This window comes from Lentibacillus halodurans, from assembly GCF_900112045.1.
Taxonomy (GTDB): Bacteria; Bacillota; Bacilli; order Bacillales; family Amphibacillaceae; genus Lentibacillus; species Lentibacillus halodurans.
The window spans coordinates 494119-510136 of record NZ_FOJW01000001.1 but is presented as its reverse complement, the minus strand read 5'-3'; the positions used below and the strand labels follow the sequence as shown (position 1 = coordinate 510136).

Genomic DNA, 16018 nt, shown 5'->3' with positions numbered 1-16018 from the left:
AAGTATATTAGCCAAAGATAAATCCGAACGATGTGATATGCTCCCTTCTAAGTAGACAGATGAAAAAATAAAATCTGCTACTTTGAGGGGAGTTATTTTTATGCCAAGAAAGAATTATACGATTGAATTTAAACAAATAGTATTGGATGCATATGAACATAAAGGTTTTAGCTTAAGAGGTATTTATCAAAAGTATGGTGTACATCATACAACGCTTATGGATTGGAAGAAATCCGTAACCAAATATGGATGGAAAGGTTTAAAGAGAACCTCTTCTAAGAAGAAAGTGTATACAAAAAAAGTGAAGTTGGCAGCTATTTCTGATTATCTATCCAAACACTACTCACTTAAAGATGTGATCAAAAATACGGCATATCCAGTACATCTGTTTTGCGAAAGTGGATAAGAGATTATAATGGTCATGGAGGCTGAGGCCTTGCCCATGGAAAGCGCAGTATGCTGCCGGAGCGAATGATCGCACGCAACTAACATCAGAATGGAAGAAACAAATTGTCACGCTTTCGCAGTCGTTATAAACGATGAATAAAGATGTGACTGTTGAAAAAGTAAAATGCTTCATTTCCTGACCTGTAATCGTTCGTCTTTAGCGTGGAACGTTTTAATTGTGTCACAGTCTCTTTTTATATGAAAAATTACTGGTATTTATTGGGGTTTTAATAGGTAAAAAGTAATAGGTATAAGAATCAAATAATTTTCCCAATGTGAAAAACGTCGAAATATGATGGACTTTGGAAGGTTTTTAAATTACAATATTCGTATAGTTATAGTGCTTTATGTCCGTTGTTTTATACGAAACAATAATAGGGGGAAAAAGTCATGGAGCTTTTTACGGGCTCTTTCCAGACGCTTGAACATTCGCTGAAGTATGCATCAGCCAAAAATCGAGCTATTTCGAATAATATTGCGAATGTGGATACACCCGGTTATAAGGCGAAGGATGTTGAATTTAAAAACGTTTTGAATAATGAATTAAATGCTTCTTTCAACGCAAAACGTACGGATTCAAAACATCTTCCTTTTGACCGTTTAAATGCTGATCAATCGTTACAAACAGTGTCACGCCAGAATACGGAATATAATCATAACGGAAATAATGTTGATGTAGACAAAGAAATGGCTGAGCTGGCGAAAAATCAAATATACTACCAAGCACTGGTTGATCGAATGAACGGCAAATTTTCTAGCTTAAAAACGGTAATCGGAGGAGGGAACTAAATATTGTCGATATTTCATGCAATTAATACAAGTGCGAGTTCATTAACAGCACAGCGGCTCCGTATGGATGTTGTTTCTTCCAATATTGCGAATGCACAGACAACAAGGGCTGTGATGAATGAAGATGGCGAATATGAACCTTATAGAAGGAAAATGGTGACACTCGAACCATCAGGAAATAACTTTCAATCTTTTCTGGATCGCGCTGTCGGTTCTAGTTCAGACAATTCAGGCTCGGGCGTAAAAGTGTCACAGATAACAGAGGATGAGACACCATTTGAAATGGTTTACAACCCGGACCATCCTGATGCCAATGACGCAGGCTATGTTGAAATGCCAAATGTAGATCCGTTGAAAGAGATGGTTGATTTAATGAGTGCAACCAGATCCTATGAAGCGAACATTACTTCAGTGAATGCAAGTAAAAATATGCTTTTGAAGGCACTTGAAATAGGAAAATAGTCATAGTGCAGCATCGCAGTCACCAAATCTAATTGCACGTTGTACATAAGGGGAGATATGATGAGTACTTTTTTGAATGGGATCAGTAATCAGGCAGTCATGCCAAATTCCGAAATCGCGAAGCAAACCGTTTCACCGAGTGAGGCACACCAAAATTTTGCCGATACACTCAAAACCGCAATCGACAGTGTGAATGATGCCCAAATCGCCTCCGATAAGAAGACAGAGGCAATGGCAAAGGGTGAGATCGATGATTTACATGATGTTATGATTACAGCCCAAAAAGCAAGTGTTACGTTGGAGAGTTCTGTACAAATTCAACGTAAAGTCATTGATGCCTACAATGAAATGATGCGTATGCAAATATAATAGAAGTCTGAATGTAGCCGCTCTCTGAAAAATGAGCGTCGATTTTTGATTAGGTACTAAGAGTTGCTATTAAATTCAGGCCTTATATTGAATAACGTCGGAAATCTATGGTTGACCTTATCAGAAAAACTGGGCTTTTCAATGTTTCAAAATTAATCATACCCAAGTTTTTCTAAGAATTTGGCGGGGGAATATATGAAGAAAAAAATAATGAAATTCAAAGATACCGTTAAATCTTTTTGGGTTGAACGATCCAAAACCCAAAAAGGTATTTTCATAGGTTCTGCTGCAATCGTTGCTGCCTTGATTTTTACAGTGATATTATTTTCCTCTGGATCAAAGCTTGTGCCGCTGTACAATGATTTATCAGCACCGGAAGTTAGTCAAATCAAGGAAGAATTGGATTCCAGAAGCGTGCCATATGAGTTGGAAAATGGCGGGACCACGATTAAAGTCCCGGAATCAGATGTTGATTCACTGCTGGTAGATCTTGCAGGTCAGGGAATTCCTGACAGTGGTAACATTGATTATTCCTTTTTTAGCGAAAATGCTTCATGGGGTATAACCGACAATGAATTTAGTATGATCAAGCTTGATGCCATGCAAACAGAGCTGGCAAACCTTGTCAAAGGCGTTGAAGGCATCAGTGATGCTGAGGTTATGATTAATATGCCTGAAGAGCCTGTTTTTGTCAGTGAGGATCAGCAAGAAGCAAGTGCTTCTATTGTAATCAATACAGAGCCTGGATACGATTTTCAGGGAAACCAGGTTAACGCTTTATATCATATGGTTTCAAAAGCGGTACCGAATCTCAGCGAAGAGAATATTGCCATCATGGATCAGTACTTTGAATATTATGATCAAGATTCACAGAATGCTGCCGGTCAGGAAGATGCGTATACATACCAGCAAGGAGTTAAAGAGGATATTGAAAAGGATATAAAACAGCGTCTTCAGCAAATGCTGGGAGCAATGGTCGGGATGGATAATGTCATCGTCTCAGTTACAGCTGATGTTGATTTTACTGAGGAAAATCGTGTAGAAGAGCTGGTCGAGCCGGTGGATATAGAGAACATGGAAGGGCTGCCGGTCAGTATTGAAACGATTGAGGAAACTTATGAAGGCAATCCGCCTGTTGGTGGTGAAGCGGGTACAGGTGACGAGGATATTGCAAATTATGAGGGTGTGGAAGAAGGTGAAGACGGTGAATATGAGCTATCACAAGAAACGATTAATAATGAATATAACCGGATTCGCAAAGAAATTGTTGAAAGCCCTTATAAGATCCGTGATTTGGGGATACAGGTTGCAGTCGACGAAGTAAAGGGTGAACAGGACGGTGAAGTACAGTACTTGACAGCCCAAGAGCAAGAAACAGTCGATGCTGGTATCGCATCTATTTTGGATTCCATCATCAGCACCTCTATTGACAGCGAGTATGAAGGAGAGATACAGCCAGAGGAGAAAACATCGATCGTATTTCAGGAGTTCAGTGAAAGCATTGGTTCACCACAGGCGTCTGCACCAGGCATACCTGTATGGATGTATATTACTGGCGGTGTATTGCTCGCTATTATCATTGTCCTGATTATCATGCTGTTCCGTAACCGTAATCGTGAGGAAGAAGATACTGTAACGGAAAGCACAGTGTCCGTTGAGACTGAATCAGAGGTACCGGAAATTGATAATACCGAAGACTCAGAGTTGACAGTACGCAAAAAACAGCTGGAAAAAATGGCCAAAGAAAGCCCGGAAGATTTTGCTAAGTTATTAAGAAGTTGGATTTCTGATGATTGAGGAGAGAGATGTATGCCTAAACAAAAAACACTTACCGGAAAGCAAAAGGCGGCAATTCTATTGATCTCCCTGGGTCCGGACGTATCTGCACAAATTTATAAACATTTATCGGAAGAAGAAATTGAAAAGCTCAGTCTGGAAATTTCCTCTGTAAGAAAGGTGGAATCTGATTTAAAGGAAGATGTGCTGGATCAATTTCATCAAATCGCTGTCGCGCAGGACTATATATCACAGGGGGGAATTGGTTATGCGAAAACGGTGCTTGAGAAAGCATTTGGAGACCAGGAGGCAAGCAATATCATTGACCGCCTGACTGCTTCACTCCAGGTCAGGCCTTTTGATTTTGCCCGGAAGGCAGATCCGCAGCAAGTCCTGAATTTTATACAAAATGAGCATCCACAAACCATTGCGCTCGTATTATCGTATCTCGATCCGGAACAGGCCGGGGTGATTTTATCTGAGTTGCCACAGGAAATGCAGGCAGAAGTGGCCAAACGAATTGCAACAATGGATTCGACATCACCAGAAATCATAAACCAGGTTGAACAAGTTTTGGAACGCAAAATTTCATCTTCACTCACGGAGGATTATACGCAAACAGGAGGTATCCAGTCAGTCGTTGAGGTGTTAAACGGTGTTGATAGGAGTACTGAAAAGACGATTCTTGACACGCTTGAAATACAGGATCCTGAATTAGCTGAGGAAATCAAGAAACGGATGTTTGTCTTTGAAGATATTGTTGTGCTCGATAATCGGGCCATCCAACGTGTTATCAGGGAAGTGGATAATGAAGATTTACGTCTTTCTCTGAAAGTTGCCAGTGACGAAGTGAAAGAAATTGTGTTTAAGAATATGTCACAGCGGATGGCGGAAACGTTTAAAGAGGAGATGGAATTCATGGGTCCTGTTCGCCTGCGTGATGTGGAAGAAGCACAATCAAGAATTGTCGGAGCTATCCGAAATCTTGAAGACATTGGTGAAATTGTCGTTGCTCGTGGTGGAGGTGACGATATTATTGTCTAACATTAATTCCAACGGACCGAAAAACGTCAAGTCAAAAAAAATCAGCATTAGACCCATCGATGTGAACCCGCACGAATCTGAGTCTGATAAGGAAGAAGAATATATGCAGCAGCATATACAGTCGGAAATTAATCAGGCTTATGAGGAGCTGCAGCAAATAAAGAAAGAGAAGAGAAGTCTCTTAAGTCAAACAAATGCGGAAATCGAAACATTGAAAGCGGATTGGGAAACAAAAAAGCAGCAATATATCGAACAGGCAAAACAAGAAGGATATGCAGAAGGATTTGAACAGGGTAAAGCAGATGGTCTTCAACAATATAAACAATTAATTGCAGATGCAAATGAAGTGGTAAGGGCTGCCACAAAAGACTATCATTCTACAATTGAACAAAGTGATGAGATCATTTTAGACCTGGCAATCCATACTGCCGAAAAAATCATTCAGCAACAGCTGGATGAACATCCGGATATGTTCATGCACCTCGTCCAGTCAGCAATCAGGGGTATAAAGGATAAATCAGAAATCGCCATTTATTTGCATCCGGTAAATTATGATTTGGTTATCAGGCAAAAGGATGAACTCACGCATTTTGATGACCGTAACGTACAAGTTACCATTTATGCAAATGATGAATTAAAGGAAGGAAGCTGTCTGATTGAGCATCCTTTTGGTCAGATTGATGCGAGCATAGATGTACAGCTGCAGGAGTTACGGGAAGTTTTATACGAGGTCAGTATGGAGAGTGGCCAATGAATCTGACAAAATATCAAGATGCACTTGATCAGGCTGATTCATTAAAACGATATGGAAAAGTATTGCGTGCAGTTGGACTTATGATTGAATCTCTTGGACCGGAAGCTAATATTGGCGAGGTTTGCCGTATACATAGCACAGCAAAAAAGAAATATGTGACAGCAGAAGTTGTTGGCTTCAGCAATGAAAAGATTATCCTGATGCCTTATGCACAAGTTACTGAAATTGGGCCTGGGTGTTTGGTGGAGTCAACAGGAAAAGCGTTGACGGTCAAAATTGGCCGGGGACTGATCGGGAATGTTGTGAATTCGGTGGGCGAATGTCTGGATGATTCTAAACTTCCTAAAGGGCTGTCGAGCTATTTAACGGAGCAGGCACCGCCCAATCCGTTAACACGACCTCCTATTTCGGAACCAATACAAACAGGGGTCAAATCCATCGATTCATTGCTGACAGTCGGCAAAGGACAGCGTATAGGCATTTTTGCCGGCAGTGGTGTCGGTAAAAGTACATTGCTTGGTATGATTGCCCGCAACAGCAGTGCAGATATAAATGTCATTGCTCTGATTGGGGAACGGGGCAGGGAAGTCCGTGAGTTTATCGATCAAGAACTTGGTGAGGAAGGTTTAAAAAAATCAATTGTTGTGGTTGCCACTTCAGATCAGCCGGCTCTTATGCGTATAAAAGGCGCTTATACCGCCACAGCTATCAGCGAGTACTTCAGGGATTTGGGATATCAAGTGAATTTATTAATGGATTCGATAACACGAATAGCGATGGCACAGCGGGAAGTTGGCCTGGCGATAGGTGAACCGCCTACAACCAAAGGCTATACACCATCGGTATTTGCAGCACTTCCCAAGTTGCTCGAGCGGACCGGAACAAGCAGATCTGGTACGATAACAGCATTTTATACCGTTTTGGTTGATGGTGATGACATGAATGAACCGATTGCTGACAGTGTACGGGGGATTTTGGATGGTCATTTTATTCTTGACCGGAAATTGGCAGAGCAAGGGCATTTCCCTGCCATCAATGTTCTCAAATCAATCAGCAGGGTCATGCGTAAAATTGTAAGTCAAAAACATATAGATGCAGCACGGCAGATCAGGGAATTAATGGCAACATATGAGGAAAATAACGAGCTGATACAGATCGGTGCATATAAACGGGGAACCAATCAGGAAATTGACCGGGCTATTTCATACCATCCAAAAATCAACGCATTTTTGAAACAGGGAATATCCGACTATCACGCATTGGAAGAATCAATTGATCAGATGCAAAAGCTGCTGAATGGAGGGGTTTGATGACAGAAACAGCTGCACTCTCAAAAGTTCTGCATATTTGGGAAAATGAAAAGACACACGCCCAGAAAGCATATCAAAAGTCCATCGATATTTTTGAGAGAACGGCGACAGCATTATACGAACTGCTCCGGAAAAAAGAGACAGCAGAAAGCTTGTATGAAGATTATTTGCAGCAGTCGACTCCAATTGACAAAATCCGGGAACAGGCTGTTTATATTGAGAATTTAAATCAGCAGGTTATGAGGTTGCAGCATGAAGTGCAGCAAGCCAGGAATGAGATGGAAAACAAACATGAACGTTTGTCTGATGTACATGTGGAAGTGAAAAAGTTTGAAAAAATAATTGAACACCGCCAAGAAGCATCTACAGCAATGATCAAAAAGAATGAAAAAGAATCAATGGATGAAATATCGATTCGGCAGTATGTAAGCCAAATAACGGGTGAGTAATATGACAGAGAAACCTAAAAATGAAAAAAAGAAAATGAATCCAGTTTTGTGGTTCCTGTTTGCAATTGTCATTCCGGCAGCAGCAGCAGTAGTCCTTGTGGTTGTTATATTAACAGTTTCCGGTGTGGATGTGGCCGGATGGGCTAAAGAAAAAGGCAGCAGTGTGCCTGTTTTATCCGCGGTTATGACACCCGATGAGGATGAGAGCGAACAACGCACGGAAGAGAGAATGCAAGAAGCGATAACAAGTAAAGATGAGGAAATTGCTGGATTAAATCAGCAGGTTGCCGATTTGGAATCAACCATTGATGAAATGGAACGAGAAATCGTCAGACTTGAGAATGAGCAGACATCTGCTGATGAAGAGGCGGAGGATGACGAAACTTCTGGGAATGAATCGATCGCAGCAATCGCTTCTTCGTTCCAGGATATGGACAATGAACAAGCTGCCCAAATTCTTCAAAATATGGAACAGGATTTAGCGGTTTCGGTGTTGGAAGATTTGCCTGATGATGCGCGCGGTGAAATATTTGAAGCGATGGAACCTGATTATGCAGCAACGTTAACACAAATGTTTGTCAATCAAACACAATGATATGGAAGAACCACTTGAAAGGGGGTGAAAAATTGAATGCGGTCGGAATGCTGTTTAACCAATTCATACAGTCAAAAGACGGTGTACTGCAAACACTCAATAAAGATGCAACATCTGGTCAGCAAAGTGTTTTCCAGCGTCTGTTAACTGGTTCCGGTAATGAAACGGATAACATAACCAACGCCCAGTCCATTACAAAGGATAATCGTGAATTAAAGCAAATGTTATCAGGATCAGAGGACATGAGTGAACTTATTCAACTGTTATCGGGTTCAAAGGAAGTTCAGAAACTGATAGGTCATGCAGTCTCAAAGGAAGAAGCTATGCAGGTGCTGCGGGGATTGATTGACAGTGTTGCAGAGGAGGACGGAGCAGTGTCAGGTGAAGCTTTACAGGAAGCTGCCATCAGCAGGCTTTTGACAGAACATGGTGGTCATACAGAGGAAGTTGGAAATATGACAGAAAATAAGGACATGCCTCTTCTTTTCCATTTGCAAACATCGGCACCTATATTGAGTGATCAGTCTATTCAAAATCAATTTGAAGCGTTGCTTGCAAAAGCTGAAAACGTGCTGGCACAAATAACGGATCAGAAAAGTGTCTTAAAAGCGGCACCAGAGCTTTTGAAGTTACTGGAACAATGGACTGCGCTTGCGAAGAAAACGAACAAACAATCAGGCACTTTATTGGAATCGATCTCTGGGAACAATGAAAAAAATCAGGCTATCTGGAAGGAACTTGTTCAATCTTTTCAAAAACGAAATCAGCTCGTTATGAAGCAGCAGTATAATTCAAATGCCAAAGTAACAAGCAGTGATGTCGCTAAATGGCTGCAGCATGCGATGCAAAGCCAGCTGCAACTGGATAAGGCAAACAGACAGCAGACTGTTACGTCAATGCCGATGTCAAAGGTGGAGCAATATGTTGTTCATTTAAATCAGACCAACACACAGCCTATCGATCATCAATTAATCGAACAGTTTCAAAAGGTCATGAAAACGAGCAAGTTTATGGCACTGCAGAATGGTACTTCACAATTAAACATATCGCTGCGCCCCGAAAATCTTGGGGATATGATGGTCAAGCTGACGCAGATGAATGGTGAAATGACAGTGAAAATCATTGTTACGTCTGCTGCTGCTAAAGATATGCTGGAAGCAAACATGCATCATCTTAAAAACATGTTTTCGCCACAACAGGTAGTGGTGGAAAAACAGGATGTCACAACACAGCAAATGCAAACAAACCAGCATAAAGAGGATGGACAGCCAATGGATGACCGTGACCAGGAACAGTCAGGCCATTTTGAACAAGACGACCATCCTGAAGATGAAGAGGATTTTGATGAACAATTACAAGAGGTTTTAATGAATGAGAAGGTGTAGGTGAGAAAGATGACGGCAATTGATTCATCCCTTTATTTGAATAATCAGCAGACAGAACGCGTCCCAAGTCCTGATCTTGGCAAGGATGAGTTCCTGAAAATTTTAATGACGCAGCTGCAAAATCAGGATCCGTCCAGTCCAATGGATAACGAGCAATTCATATCACAAATGGCATCCTTTTCACAGCTGGAGCAGACTATGAATATGGCAAACTCGATTGATCAGCTGGTACAACAGCAGAATGTTTCACCGATTCTTCAATACAGTCACATGATTGGTAAGGAAGTTTCCTACTATCCTTACGATGAAGAAACGGGTGAAAAACTTGATATTGAAACAAGCAAGGTTACTGCAGTAAGTCAGCATGAAGGATTGGCTGTTCTGGATCTTGAAAATGGTGAAAAGATTTACGCCGATTCAATCACGCAAGTAAGTGATCCAAGTGCAGATACTAATAATGGAACTGATGCTGATGATATAAACGGTCCCCATCCTGACGAAGGAAGTGATTAGCATGGACCACCGCATACATCAATTACAGCAGCATCATGCAATGCCGCTGTCGACTGTGAAAATGCCTGCAAATCACAGTCAATCAGAAACAAGTTTCAAAGATGTGTTGACGGAAGTTCAGGATATCAAAATCAGCAAACACGCAGAACAACGACTGAATGAGCGGGATATCACCATTAATGAAACACAATGGCAGACCATTTCAGCAAAAATGGGAGAAGCCAAACAAAAAGGTGTCACGGACTCATTGGTTCTGACAGATGAAGCGGCACTATTGGTGAGTGCTAAAAACAATACGGTTATAACAGCGATGAATAAAAAAGAGGCAGTAAGTAAAATTTTCACCAATATAAATGGCACGATTCTGATAGATGAATAGGCTGGTCCTATGGGGAGGCCGAGGCTGTTGACTGATAGATACAGCGCCAGAATCTTAAGCCAAAACCAATAAAGGAGAGATAGGACATGTTACGTTCCATGTATGCCGGAATTTCCGGAATGAAAGGATTTCAAACAAAATTGGATGTTGTTGGCAACAATATTTCGAATGTCAATACAGCAGGATTCAAGAAAGGCAGAGTGACATTTCAGGATCTATTGAGTCAGACGACAACCGGGGCATCGGGGCCAACGGAAAACCGTGGCGGTGTTAACCCCTCACAGGTCGGTTTAGGTTCCCAATTAGGTTCAATAGATGATATTCATACACAGGGATTTAGTCAAACAACCGACAACCCGCTGGATCTTCAGCTTGAAGGGGACGGGATGTTTGTTCTCGAGACGCCGGATGGACAAGCATATACACGTGCAGGGAATTTTTATCTGGATACGAATGGCGATATTGTAAATTCCGATGGTTATTATTTGATGGGCGTTGATGAAAATGGTCAAGAATCCCATCTGAATATTCCGGAAAATGCTACAAACATCAACATTGAAAAGGATGGAACGGTTACGTATGTTGATGGCGACAATAACGTGGAAGATAATCAGCAAATTCAAATCGCTGTTTTTTCCAATCCGGCTGGTCTTGAAAAAGATGGAGGGAGTTTATATCTTGAATCAAATAATTCAGGTGTTCCCAATTTAACGGATCCAGAAACAGATGGAGCCGCAACGATCGTCAGCGGGGCACTGGAAATGTCCAACGTTGACCTGGCTGAGGAATTCACAGAAATGATTACAGCACAGCGCGGGTTCCAGGCAAATACGAGAATCATTACGACATCAGATGAAATCCTGCAGGAACTTGTGAATCTAAAACGGTAATAAGGGGGTAGGGGGCGTTCCAAACAGGAATGCTCCCGCCAACATATGATTCAGCTTACGAAATTAAATGGAGATTTATTTACATTAAATGCCTTGATGATCGAGCAGATTCAGTCACATCCGGATACAACCATTACATTAACAAATGGCAGGAAGATCGTTGTCAAAGATTCCGAATCCGATGTCTCACAGCTTGCAACCAATTACTACAAGCAAATCGGATTGAACAGCCGATTTAAAGAGGCAGGTGATAGCAATGGGTAAACTGGCAAAAACAATGATAACCTCGCTTGTTGTGCTTTTACTTGCCGGGGTTGGTGCATTGATTATCGTATTATATGTGACGGATGAACCAAGTGAGGGCAATGCACAATCCCTTGATACGGTTTTGGAACATTCGTATGAAACACCTGAAATTACAACTGACCTGGAGAATGGAAGCTTCGTACGAATTCAATTCCAGGTTGTTACCGACAGTGATAAGGCAAGGGAAGAAGCTCAGAAAAGGGAATTTCAGCTGAAAAATATTCTAATCAAAGAACTTGCTGAAATGGATGAAGAAAAATTTAAATCAGGCCTGTCTGATCTGGAGGATGCTGTGCAGCTAAAATTAAATGAAGTGATGACAGAAGGAAGTATTACGGATGTTTATACAACCAGCAAGATTTTACAGTAAAAGAGGTTCATACACGCTTTTTTATACGTGTATAAAAAGCAGGAAACTCCATTTTGGAGGTGAAGTTTATTGGTGGAAGAAGTTCTTTCACAAAATGAGATTGATGCATTATTGTCTGCTATATCATCAGGCGAAATGAATGCAGAAGAGTTAAAACAAGAAAATGAAGAGCAGAAAGTCCGTGTATATGATTTTAAGCGGGCTCTACGGTTTTCCAAAGATCAGATCAGAAGCCTTGCACGTATACATGAAAATTACGCTCGTTTATTGACGACTTATTTCTCAGGAGAATTACGGTCATATGTCAATATTTCTGTTGCTTCCGTCGACCAAATACCTTATGAGGAATTTATCAGATCGATTCCGACAATGACGGTATTAAATATGTTCAGTGTTCAGCCACTGGAAGGAAGGATTTTAATGGAAGTCAATCCGAATATTGCCTATGCCATGCTTGATCGGCAGCTGGGCGGACGAGGCAGCAGTATTAATAAAGTGGAAAACTTGACTGAAATCGAAACGATGCTCATGTCACAGCTTTTTGAGAAATCACGAATAAGTTTATCCGAGGCATGGTCATCCATTATCGAATTTGATCCGGTTCTGGAAGAGTTTGAAGTCAATCCGCAATTTCTGCAAATGGTATCACCCAATGAAACCGTCGTGATCGTATCACTCGACACAACCATTGGAGAAACAAGCGGTATGATCAATATTTGCATTCCGCATATTGTGCTAGAACCGATTATACCGAATTTGTCGGTTCATTACTGGATGCAGTCAAACACGAATAAGCAGGATTCGGAATCTTACGCGAAAATAACACAAAGCCTTCAGCGTGCCGAGGTCGAAGCAAAAACATTTCTCGGTGAGACAACAATTAGTATCGATCAGCTGCTGCATTTACATAAGGATGATGTCATCGGATTAAATCAGCCGATTGATCGTCCATTACAATTGCAAATCAATGATCTGCCGAAGTTTCATGTGCAGCCAGGTAAATATAAAAATAAAATGGCTGTGCAAGTGCTGGAGGAACTCAAAAGGGGGAACGAAGATGAATGATGGCAAGCTTTCCCAGGACGAAATAGATGCCTTGTTAAAAGTCGGCGAGGATGAAGCTGAGGACGCCCATAATACGTCTGAATTACTGTCCACAACAGAGCAGGATACGCTGGGTGAGATCGGTAATATTTCGTTTGGCAGTTCAGCAACGACTTTGTCCACTTTGTTAAATCAAAAAGTTGAGATCACAACGCCCGAAGTATCAGTCATAACGAAAGATGATTTTCACAATGAAATGGAACAAGTAAGCATCCATGTAAATTATTCCGAGGGGTTCAATGGACAAAATGTACTTTTGATGAAATCAGATGATGCTGCGGTTATTTCAGATATCATGCTCGGAGGAGATGGTACTACACCTGATAAGGAATTACAGGAGATCCATTTAAGTGCCATTCAGGAAGTGATGAATCAAATGATGGGTACAGCAGCAACCAGTATGTCAACTGTTTTTGAAAAACGTATTGACATATCTCCACCAGCTATAAGGGTGGAAAAGGGGGATAACGTGCAAAGTACCGGGGTGATTACCGATGAGGATTATCTGGTCAAAGTTTCCTTTCATTTACAAGTTGGCCATTTAATCGATTCGAATATTATGCAAGTCATTCCACTTTCGTTCGCCAGACAATTAGTGGAGCAATTGATGGAGGCATCCTCGGACGAAAGCAGACAAGAAGCCGCTGTGACGGCAGAAGTGGAAAAAACGTCCGATTATAGTCATCGGCAACAGTCAGAGCGTATTGATGAAAATCAAAATCCGCAATATTTGGGTGATAAACTCAACTCGGATTCCTCGTCTATACAGCAGGCAGCTTTCTCTGATTTAGAACAGGCAGATTTTAACCATAATGAAAAGCGGAATCTTGATATGTTATTGGATATCCCGCTGAAAGTATCAGTCGAACTTGGAAGAACCCAAAGATCGATAAAAGACATATTGGAGTTATCGGCCGGGGCAGTTGTTGAACTGGATAAACTTGCCGGGGAACCGGTCGATATTCTGGTCAATGAAAAATTAATTGCAAAAGGCGAAGTAGTTGTTATTGATGAGAATTTCGGTGTCCGGGTAACGGATATCATTAGCCAGTCAGATCGGCTATTGAAATTAAAATAATAATGGTCAGGGAGGATTTAAATAATATGGCACAACGTGTTTTAATCGTGGACGATGCAGCATTCATGCGGATGATGATAAAAGATATTCTGGACAAAAACGGTTTCGATGTTGTGGGAGAAGCACAGGATGGCAATCAGGCGGTGGATCAATATAAGGAATTACAGCCGGACCTTGTTACGCTTGATATCACAATGCCGGAAAAGGACGGGTTGGCTGCGTTAAAGGAAATTAATGAAATCGATGCAGATGCGAATGTCATCATGTGCTCCGCGATGGGACAACAGGCAATGGTGATTGATGCTATTCAGGCTGGAGCGAAAGATTTTATCGTGAAACCTTTTCAGGCAGATCGGGTCCTTGAAGCAATCGGAAAAGTTTTAGGCTAGAAACGAGTGAGTTACATGAAACTGAAAATAATGGCGATTATTGGTTTGATCGGATTATGGTGTGTCATTTATCCAAATGGAGCTGCAGAGGCCTCAATGAATGTGAAAAACTGCATTGAAAATAAGGATTGTACCGAAACAGATGAAGCGCCAGCCGATACAGCCGATAATCAACAGTCTGAAACAACCGGGAGTGTAGAATCAGGATCACTATGGATGAATTTAGTGAAGATGGTTTTGGCATTACTTCTTGTTTTAGGATTAATTTATACATTGTTAAAGTTTTTGAATAAACGCAGCAGACGGTTTCAGCAAATAAAGGGTCTGGAGAACATTGGCGGGATCTCAGTCGGACCCAATAAATCAGTTCAGGTGGTCCGGATCGGGTCAAAGGTGTTTTTGGTTGGCGTTGGCGAAAATGTTGAGCTGCTGAAGGAAATTATAGATGAGGATACGAAAAGAGCGCTATTACATCGTGATGACGCCGGAGAACATAAGTCTGCGGGTGGATTGACTTCATTTTTGCAGCAAACAATGACCGGAAAATCAGATTATGATCATTCGAATGATTTCAAAAAACAGTTTGCATCAGAACTGGAAAAATTGAAACAGACCCGTAATTCGCTCCTTAAGTCAAAGCAGAAGGACGATCATTATGAATGAGATGATTGATATATTTTCCGGTACCGATCCTGCAGATGTATCGACAACAGTACAGCTATTACTATTATTGACTGTTTTATCTCTGGCACCGGGGATTTTGATCCTGATGACGAGTTTTACGCGGATTGTTATCGTCTTATCATTTGTAAGGACATCACTGGCGACACAACAAATGCCTCCCAATCAGGTGTTAATTGGTTTAGCACTATTTTTGACTTTTTTTATTATGGCTCCGACGTTTCAGGAAATAAATGATGAGGCCTTACAGCCTCTGTTTGCGGAAGAGATAACGCTGGATGAGGCGTATGACCGGGCAAGTGCTCCCATTAAAGATTTTATGGCAACTCATACCAGACAGCAGGATTTGCAGCTGTTTATGGATTATTCCGGAGCGGAGCAGCCGGAAACAATCGAGGGCATTCCTCTTACGACACTTGTTCCGGCATTTGCAATCAGTGAATTGAAAACCGCCTTTCAAATGGGGTTTATGATATTTGTTCCATTTTTAATTATTGATATGGTTGTGGCTAGTGTACTGATGTCAATGGGGATGATGATGCTGCCGCCTGTCATGATTTCGTTACCGTTTAAAATATTATTATTTGTACTGGTGGATGGCTGGTATTTGATTACCCAATCCCTTTTACAAGGTTTTTAAGGCAGGTGTTGTCTTGTGAACAGTGAATATGTCTTATCGCTGGCCGAAAGAGGCGTCTATGTGATTTTGCTTGTTTCTGGCCCATTACTTATCCTGGCATTGGCTGTTGGGCTTTTAGTCAGTATTTTTCAGGCAACGACACAAATTCAGGAACAGACGCTTGCTTTTATTCCAAAAATCATAGCTGTGTTTGTCGGGATTGTATTTTTGGGTCCATGGATGCTGACACAAATGGTTGAGTTCACGGTCAATCTATATCAAAATTTGAATCAGTTTACAGGTTAACAT

22 protein-coding genes are annotated in these 16018 nt (G+C 41.3%); all 22 read left to right on the top strand.

Annotated features, from left to right (window positions below; all coding sequences use genetic code 11):
- Positions 1-100 precede the first annotated feature (100 nt).
- Positions 101-406: a hypothetical protein gene (locus BM195_RS02675; protein WP_090233129.1), complete on the top strand. Its 306-nt coding sequence runs from the start codon at positions 101-103 to the stop codon at positions 404-406.
- Between the two features lie 431 nt (positions 407-837).
- Positions 838-1236: a flagellar basal body rod protein FlgB gene (flgB, locus tag BM195_RS02670; RefSeq protein WP_090233125.1), complete on the top strand. Its 399-nt coding sequence runs from the start codon at positions 838-840 to the stop codon at positions 1234-1236.
- 3 nt (positions 1237-1239) lie between these two features.
- Complete coding sequence (flgC, locus tag BM195_RS02665; protein ID WP_090233121.1) at positions 1240-1698, top strand: flagellar basal body rod protein FlgC; 459 nt, start codon at positions 1240-1242, stop codon at positions 1696-1698.
- Positions 1699-1797: 99 nt separating this feature from the next.
- Positions 1798-2067 carry a flagellar hook-basal body complex protein FliE gene (gene fliE / locus BM195_RS02660; protein WP_244535649.1) on the top strand — a complete coding sequence of 90 codons (270 nt, stop codon included), beginning with the start codon at positions 1798-1800 and terminating at the stop codon, positions 2065-2067.
- 195 nt (positions 2068-2262) lie between these two features.
- A complete protein-coding gene (gene fliF / locus BM195_RS02655; protein WP_090233113.1) occupies positions 2263-3864 on the top strand; it encodes a flagellar basal-body MS-ring/collar protein FliF in 1602 nt (533 codons plus the stop codon).
- Between the two features lie 12 nt (positions 3865-3876).
- Positions 3877-4887, top strand: a complete 1011-nt coding sequence (fliG, locus tag BM195_RS02650; RefSeq protein ID WP_090233108.1) for a flagellar motor switch protein FliG — start codon at positions 3877-3879, stop codon at positions 4885-4887.
- On the top strand, positions 4880-5641 hold the full coding sequence (gene fliH, locus BM195_RS02645; RefSeq protein ID WP_170848122.1) for a flagellar assembly protein FliH: 762 nt from the start codon (positions 4880-4882) through the stop codon (positions 5639-5641). The genes fliG and fliH overlap by 8 nt, the downstream gene beginning before the upstream one ends.
- Positions 5638-6951, top strand: coding sequence for a flagellar protein export ATPase FliI (gene fliI / locus BM195_RS02640; RefSeq protein WP_090233100.1), 1314 nt, complete (start codon positions 5638-5640; stop codon positions 6949-6951). Before fliH ends, fliI begins: the two co-directional genes overlap by 4 nt.
- Complete coding sequence (fliJ, locus tag BM195_RS02635) at positions 6951-7400, top strand: flagellar export protein FliJ (protein ID WP_090233097.1); 450 nt, start codon at positions 6951-6953, stop codon at positions 7398-7400. The genes fliI and fliJ overlap by 1 nt, the downstream gene beginning before the upstream one ends.
- Position 7401: 1 nt before the next feature.
- Positions 7402-7995, top strand: coding sequence for a MotE family protein (locus BM195_RS02630; protein ID WP_090233093.1), 594 nt, complete (start codon positions 7402-7404; stop codon positions 7993-7995).
- Between the two features lie 32 nt (positions 7996-8027).
- The gene (locus tag BM195_RS02625) at positions 8028-9380 is read left to right on the top strand and encodes a flagellar hook-length control protein FliK (protein WP_170848121.1); all 1353 of its coding nucleotides are present in this window, start codon (positions 8028-8030) and stop codon (positions 9378-9380) included.
- 9 nt (positions 9381-9389) lie between these two features.
- Positions 9390-9893: a flagellar hook assembly protein FlgD gene (gene flgD / locus BM195_RS02620; protein ID WP_090233222.1), complete on the top strand. Its 504-nt coding sequence runs from the start codon at positions 9390-9392 to the stop codon at positions 9891-9893.
- 1 nt (position 9894) lies between these two features.
- The gene (locus BM195_RS02615) at positions 9895-10272 is read left to right on the top strand and encodes a TIGR02530 family flagellar biosynthesis protein (protein ID WP_090233087.1); all 378 of its coding nucleotides are present in this window, start codon (positions 9895-9897) and stop codon (positions 10270-10272) included.
- An 86-nt stretch (positions 10273-10358) separates the two neighbouring features.
- Positions 10359-11162 (top strand): flagellar basal body rod protein FlgG, encoded by an 804-nt coding sequence (gene flgG, locus BM195_RS02610; protein WP_090233084.1) that lies wholly within the window; start codon positions 10359-10361, stop codon positions 11160-11162.
- A 45-nt stretch (positions 11163-11207) separates the two neighbouring features.
- Positions 11208-11426, top strand: coding sequence for a flagellar FlbD family protein (locus BM195_RS02605; protein WP_090233081.1), 219 nt, complete (start codon positions 11208-11210; stop codon positions 11424-11426).
- Positions 11419-11838, top strand: a complete 420-nt coding sequence (gene fliL, locus BM195_RS02600) for a flagellar basal body-associated protein FliL (RefSeq protein ID WP_090233078.1) — start codon at positions 11419-11421, stop codon at positions 11836-11838. The genes BM195_RS02605 and fliL overlap by 8 nt, the downstream gene beginning before the upstream one ends.
- A gap of 69 nt (positions 11839-11907) precedes the next feature.
- On the top strand, positions 11908-12903 hold the full coding sequence (gene fliM, locus BM195_RS02595) for a flagellar motor switch protein FliM (protein WP_170848120.1): 996 nt from the start codon (positions 11908-11910) through the stop codon (positions 12901-12903).
- Positions 12896-14020 carry a flagellar motor switch phosphatase FliY gene (gene fliY, locus BM195_RS02590; protein WP_090233075.1) on the top strand — a complete coding sequence of 375 codons (1125 nt, stop codon included), beginning with the start codon at positions 12896-12898 and terminating at the stop codon, positions 14018-14020. The genes fliM and fliY overlap by 8 nt, the downstream gene beginning before the upstream one ends.
- A 26-nt stretch (positions 14021-14046) precedes the next feature.
- Positions 14047-14409, top strand: a complete 363-nt coding sequence (locus BM195_RS02585) for a response regulator (RefSeq protein WP_090233073.1) — start codon at positions 14047-14049, stop codon at positions 14407-14409.
- 15 nt (positions 14410-14424) lie between these two features.
- Positions 14425-15072: a flagellar biosynthetic protein FliO gene (locus tag BM195_RS02580; RefSeq protein ID WP_090233070.1), complete on the top strand. Its 648-nt coding sequence runs from the start codon at positions 14425-14427 to the stop codon at positions 15070-15072.
- Positions 15065-15730 (top strand): flagellar type III secretion system pore protein FliP, encoded by a 666-nt coding sequence (gene fliP / locus BM195_RS02575; RefSeq protein WP_090233067.1) that lies wholly within the window; start codon positions 15065-15067, stop codon positions 15728-15730. The genes BM195_RS02580 and fliP overlap by 8 nt, the downstream gene beginning before the upstream one ends.
- 15 nt (positions 15731-15745) lie before the next feature.
- Positions 15746-16015 carry a flagellar biosynthesis protein FliQ gene (gene fliQ, locus BM195_RS02570; RefSeq protein WP_090233064.1) on the top strand — a complete coding sequence of 90 codons (270 nt, stop codon included), beginning with the start codon at positions 15746-15748 and terminating at the stop codon, positions 16013-16015.
- The last annotated feature ends 3 nt before the right edge of the window (positions 16016-16018 follow it).

Bases quoted from the DNA above. Each gene is read 5' to 3' on its own strand.
- BM195_RS02675 (WP_090233129.1), top strand. From the start codon at position 101: ATGCCAAGAAAGAATTATACGATTGAATTTAAACAAATAGTATTGGAT.
- flgB (WP_090233125.1), top strand. From the start codon at position 838: ATGGAGCTTTTTACGGGCTCTTTCCAGACGCTTGAACATTCGCTGAAG.
- fliE (WP_244535649.1), top strand. From the start codon at position 1,798: ATGCCAAATTCCGAAATCGCGAAGCAAACCGTTTCACCGAGTGAGGCA.
- fliF (WP_090233113.1), top strand. From the start codon at position 2,263: ATGAAGAAAAAAATAATGAAATTCAAAGATACCGTTAAATCTTTTTGG.
- fliG (WP_090233108.1), top strand. From the start codon at position 3,877: ATGCCTAAACAAAAAACACTTACCGGAAAGCAAAAGGCGGCAATTCTA.
- fliI (WP_090233100.1), top strand. From the start codon at position 5,638: ATGAATCTGACAAAATATCAAGATGCACTTGATCAGGCTGATTCATTA.
- fliJ (WP_090233097.1), top strand. From the start codon at position 6,951: ATGACAGAAACAGCTGCACTCTCAAAAGTTCTGCATATTTGGGAAAAT.
- BM195_RS02630 (WP_090233093.1), top strand. From the start codon at position 7,402: ATGACAGAGAAACCTAAAAATGAAAAAAAGAAAATGAATCCAGTTTTG.
- flgD (WP_090233222.1), top strand. From the start codon at position 9,390: ATGACGGCAATTGATTCATCCCTTTATTTGAATAATCAGCAGACAGAA.
- BM195_RS02615 (WP_090233087.1), top strand. From the start codon at position 9,895: ATGGACCACCGCATACATCAATTACAGCAGCATCATGCAATGCCGCTG.
- flgG (WP_090233084.1), top strand. From the start codon at position 10,359: ATGTTACGTTCCATGTATGCCGGAATTTCCGGAATGAAAGGATTTCAA.
- BM195_RS02605 (WP_090233081.1), top strand. From the start codon at position 11,208: ATGATTCAGCTTACGAAATTAAATGGAGATTTATTTACATTAAATGCC.
- fliL (WP_090233078.1), top strand. From the start codon at position 11,419: ATGGGTAAACTGGCAAAAACAATGATAACCTCGCTTGTTGTGCTTTTA.
- fliY (WP_090233075.1), top strand. From the start codon at position 12,896: ATGAATGATGGCAAGCTTTCCCAGGACGAAATAGATGCCTTGTTAAAA.
- BM195_RS02585 (WP_090233073.1), top strand. From the start codon at position 14,047: ATGGCACAACGTGTTTTAATCGTGGACGATGCAGCATTCATGCGGATG.
- BM195_RS02580 (WP_090233070.1), top strand. From the start codon at position 14,425: ATGAAACTGAAAATAATGGCGATTATTGGTTTGATCGGATTATGGTGT.
- fliP (WP_090233067.1), top strand. From the start codon at position 15,065: ATGAATGAGATGATTGATATATTTTCCGGTACCGATCCTGCAGATGTA.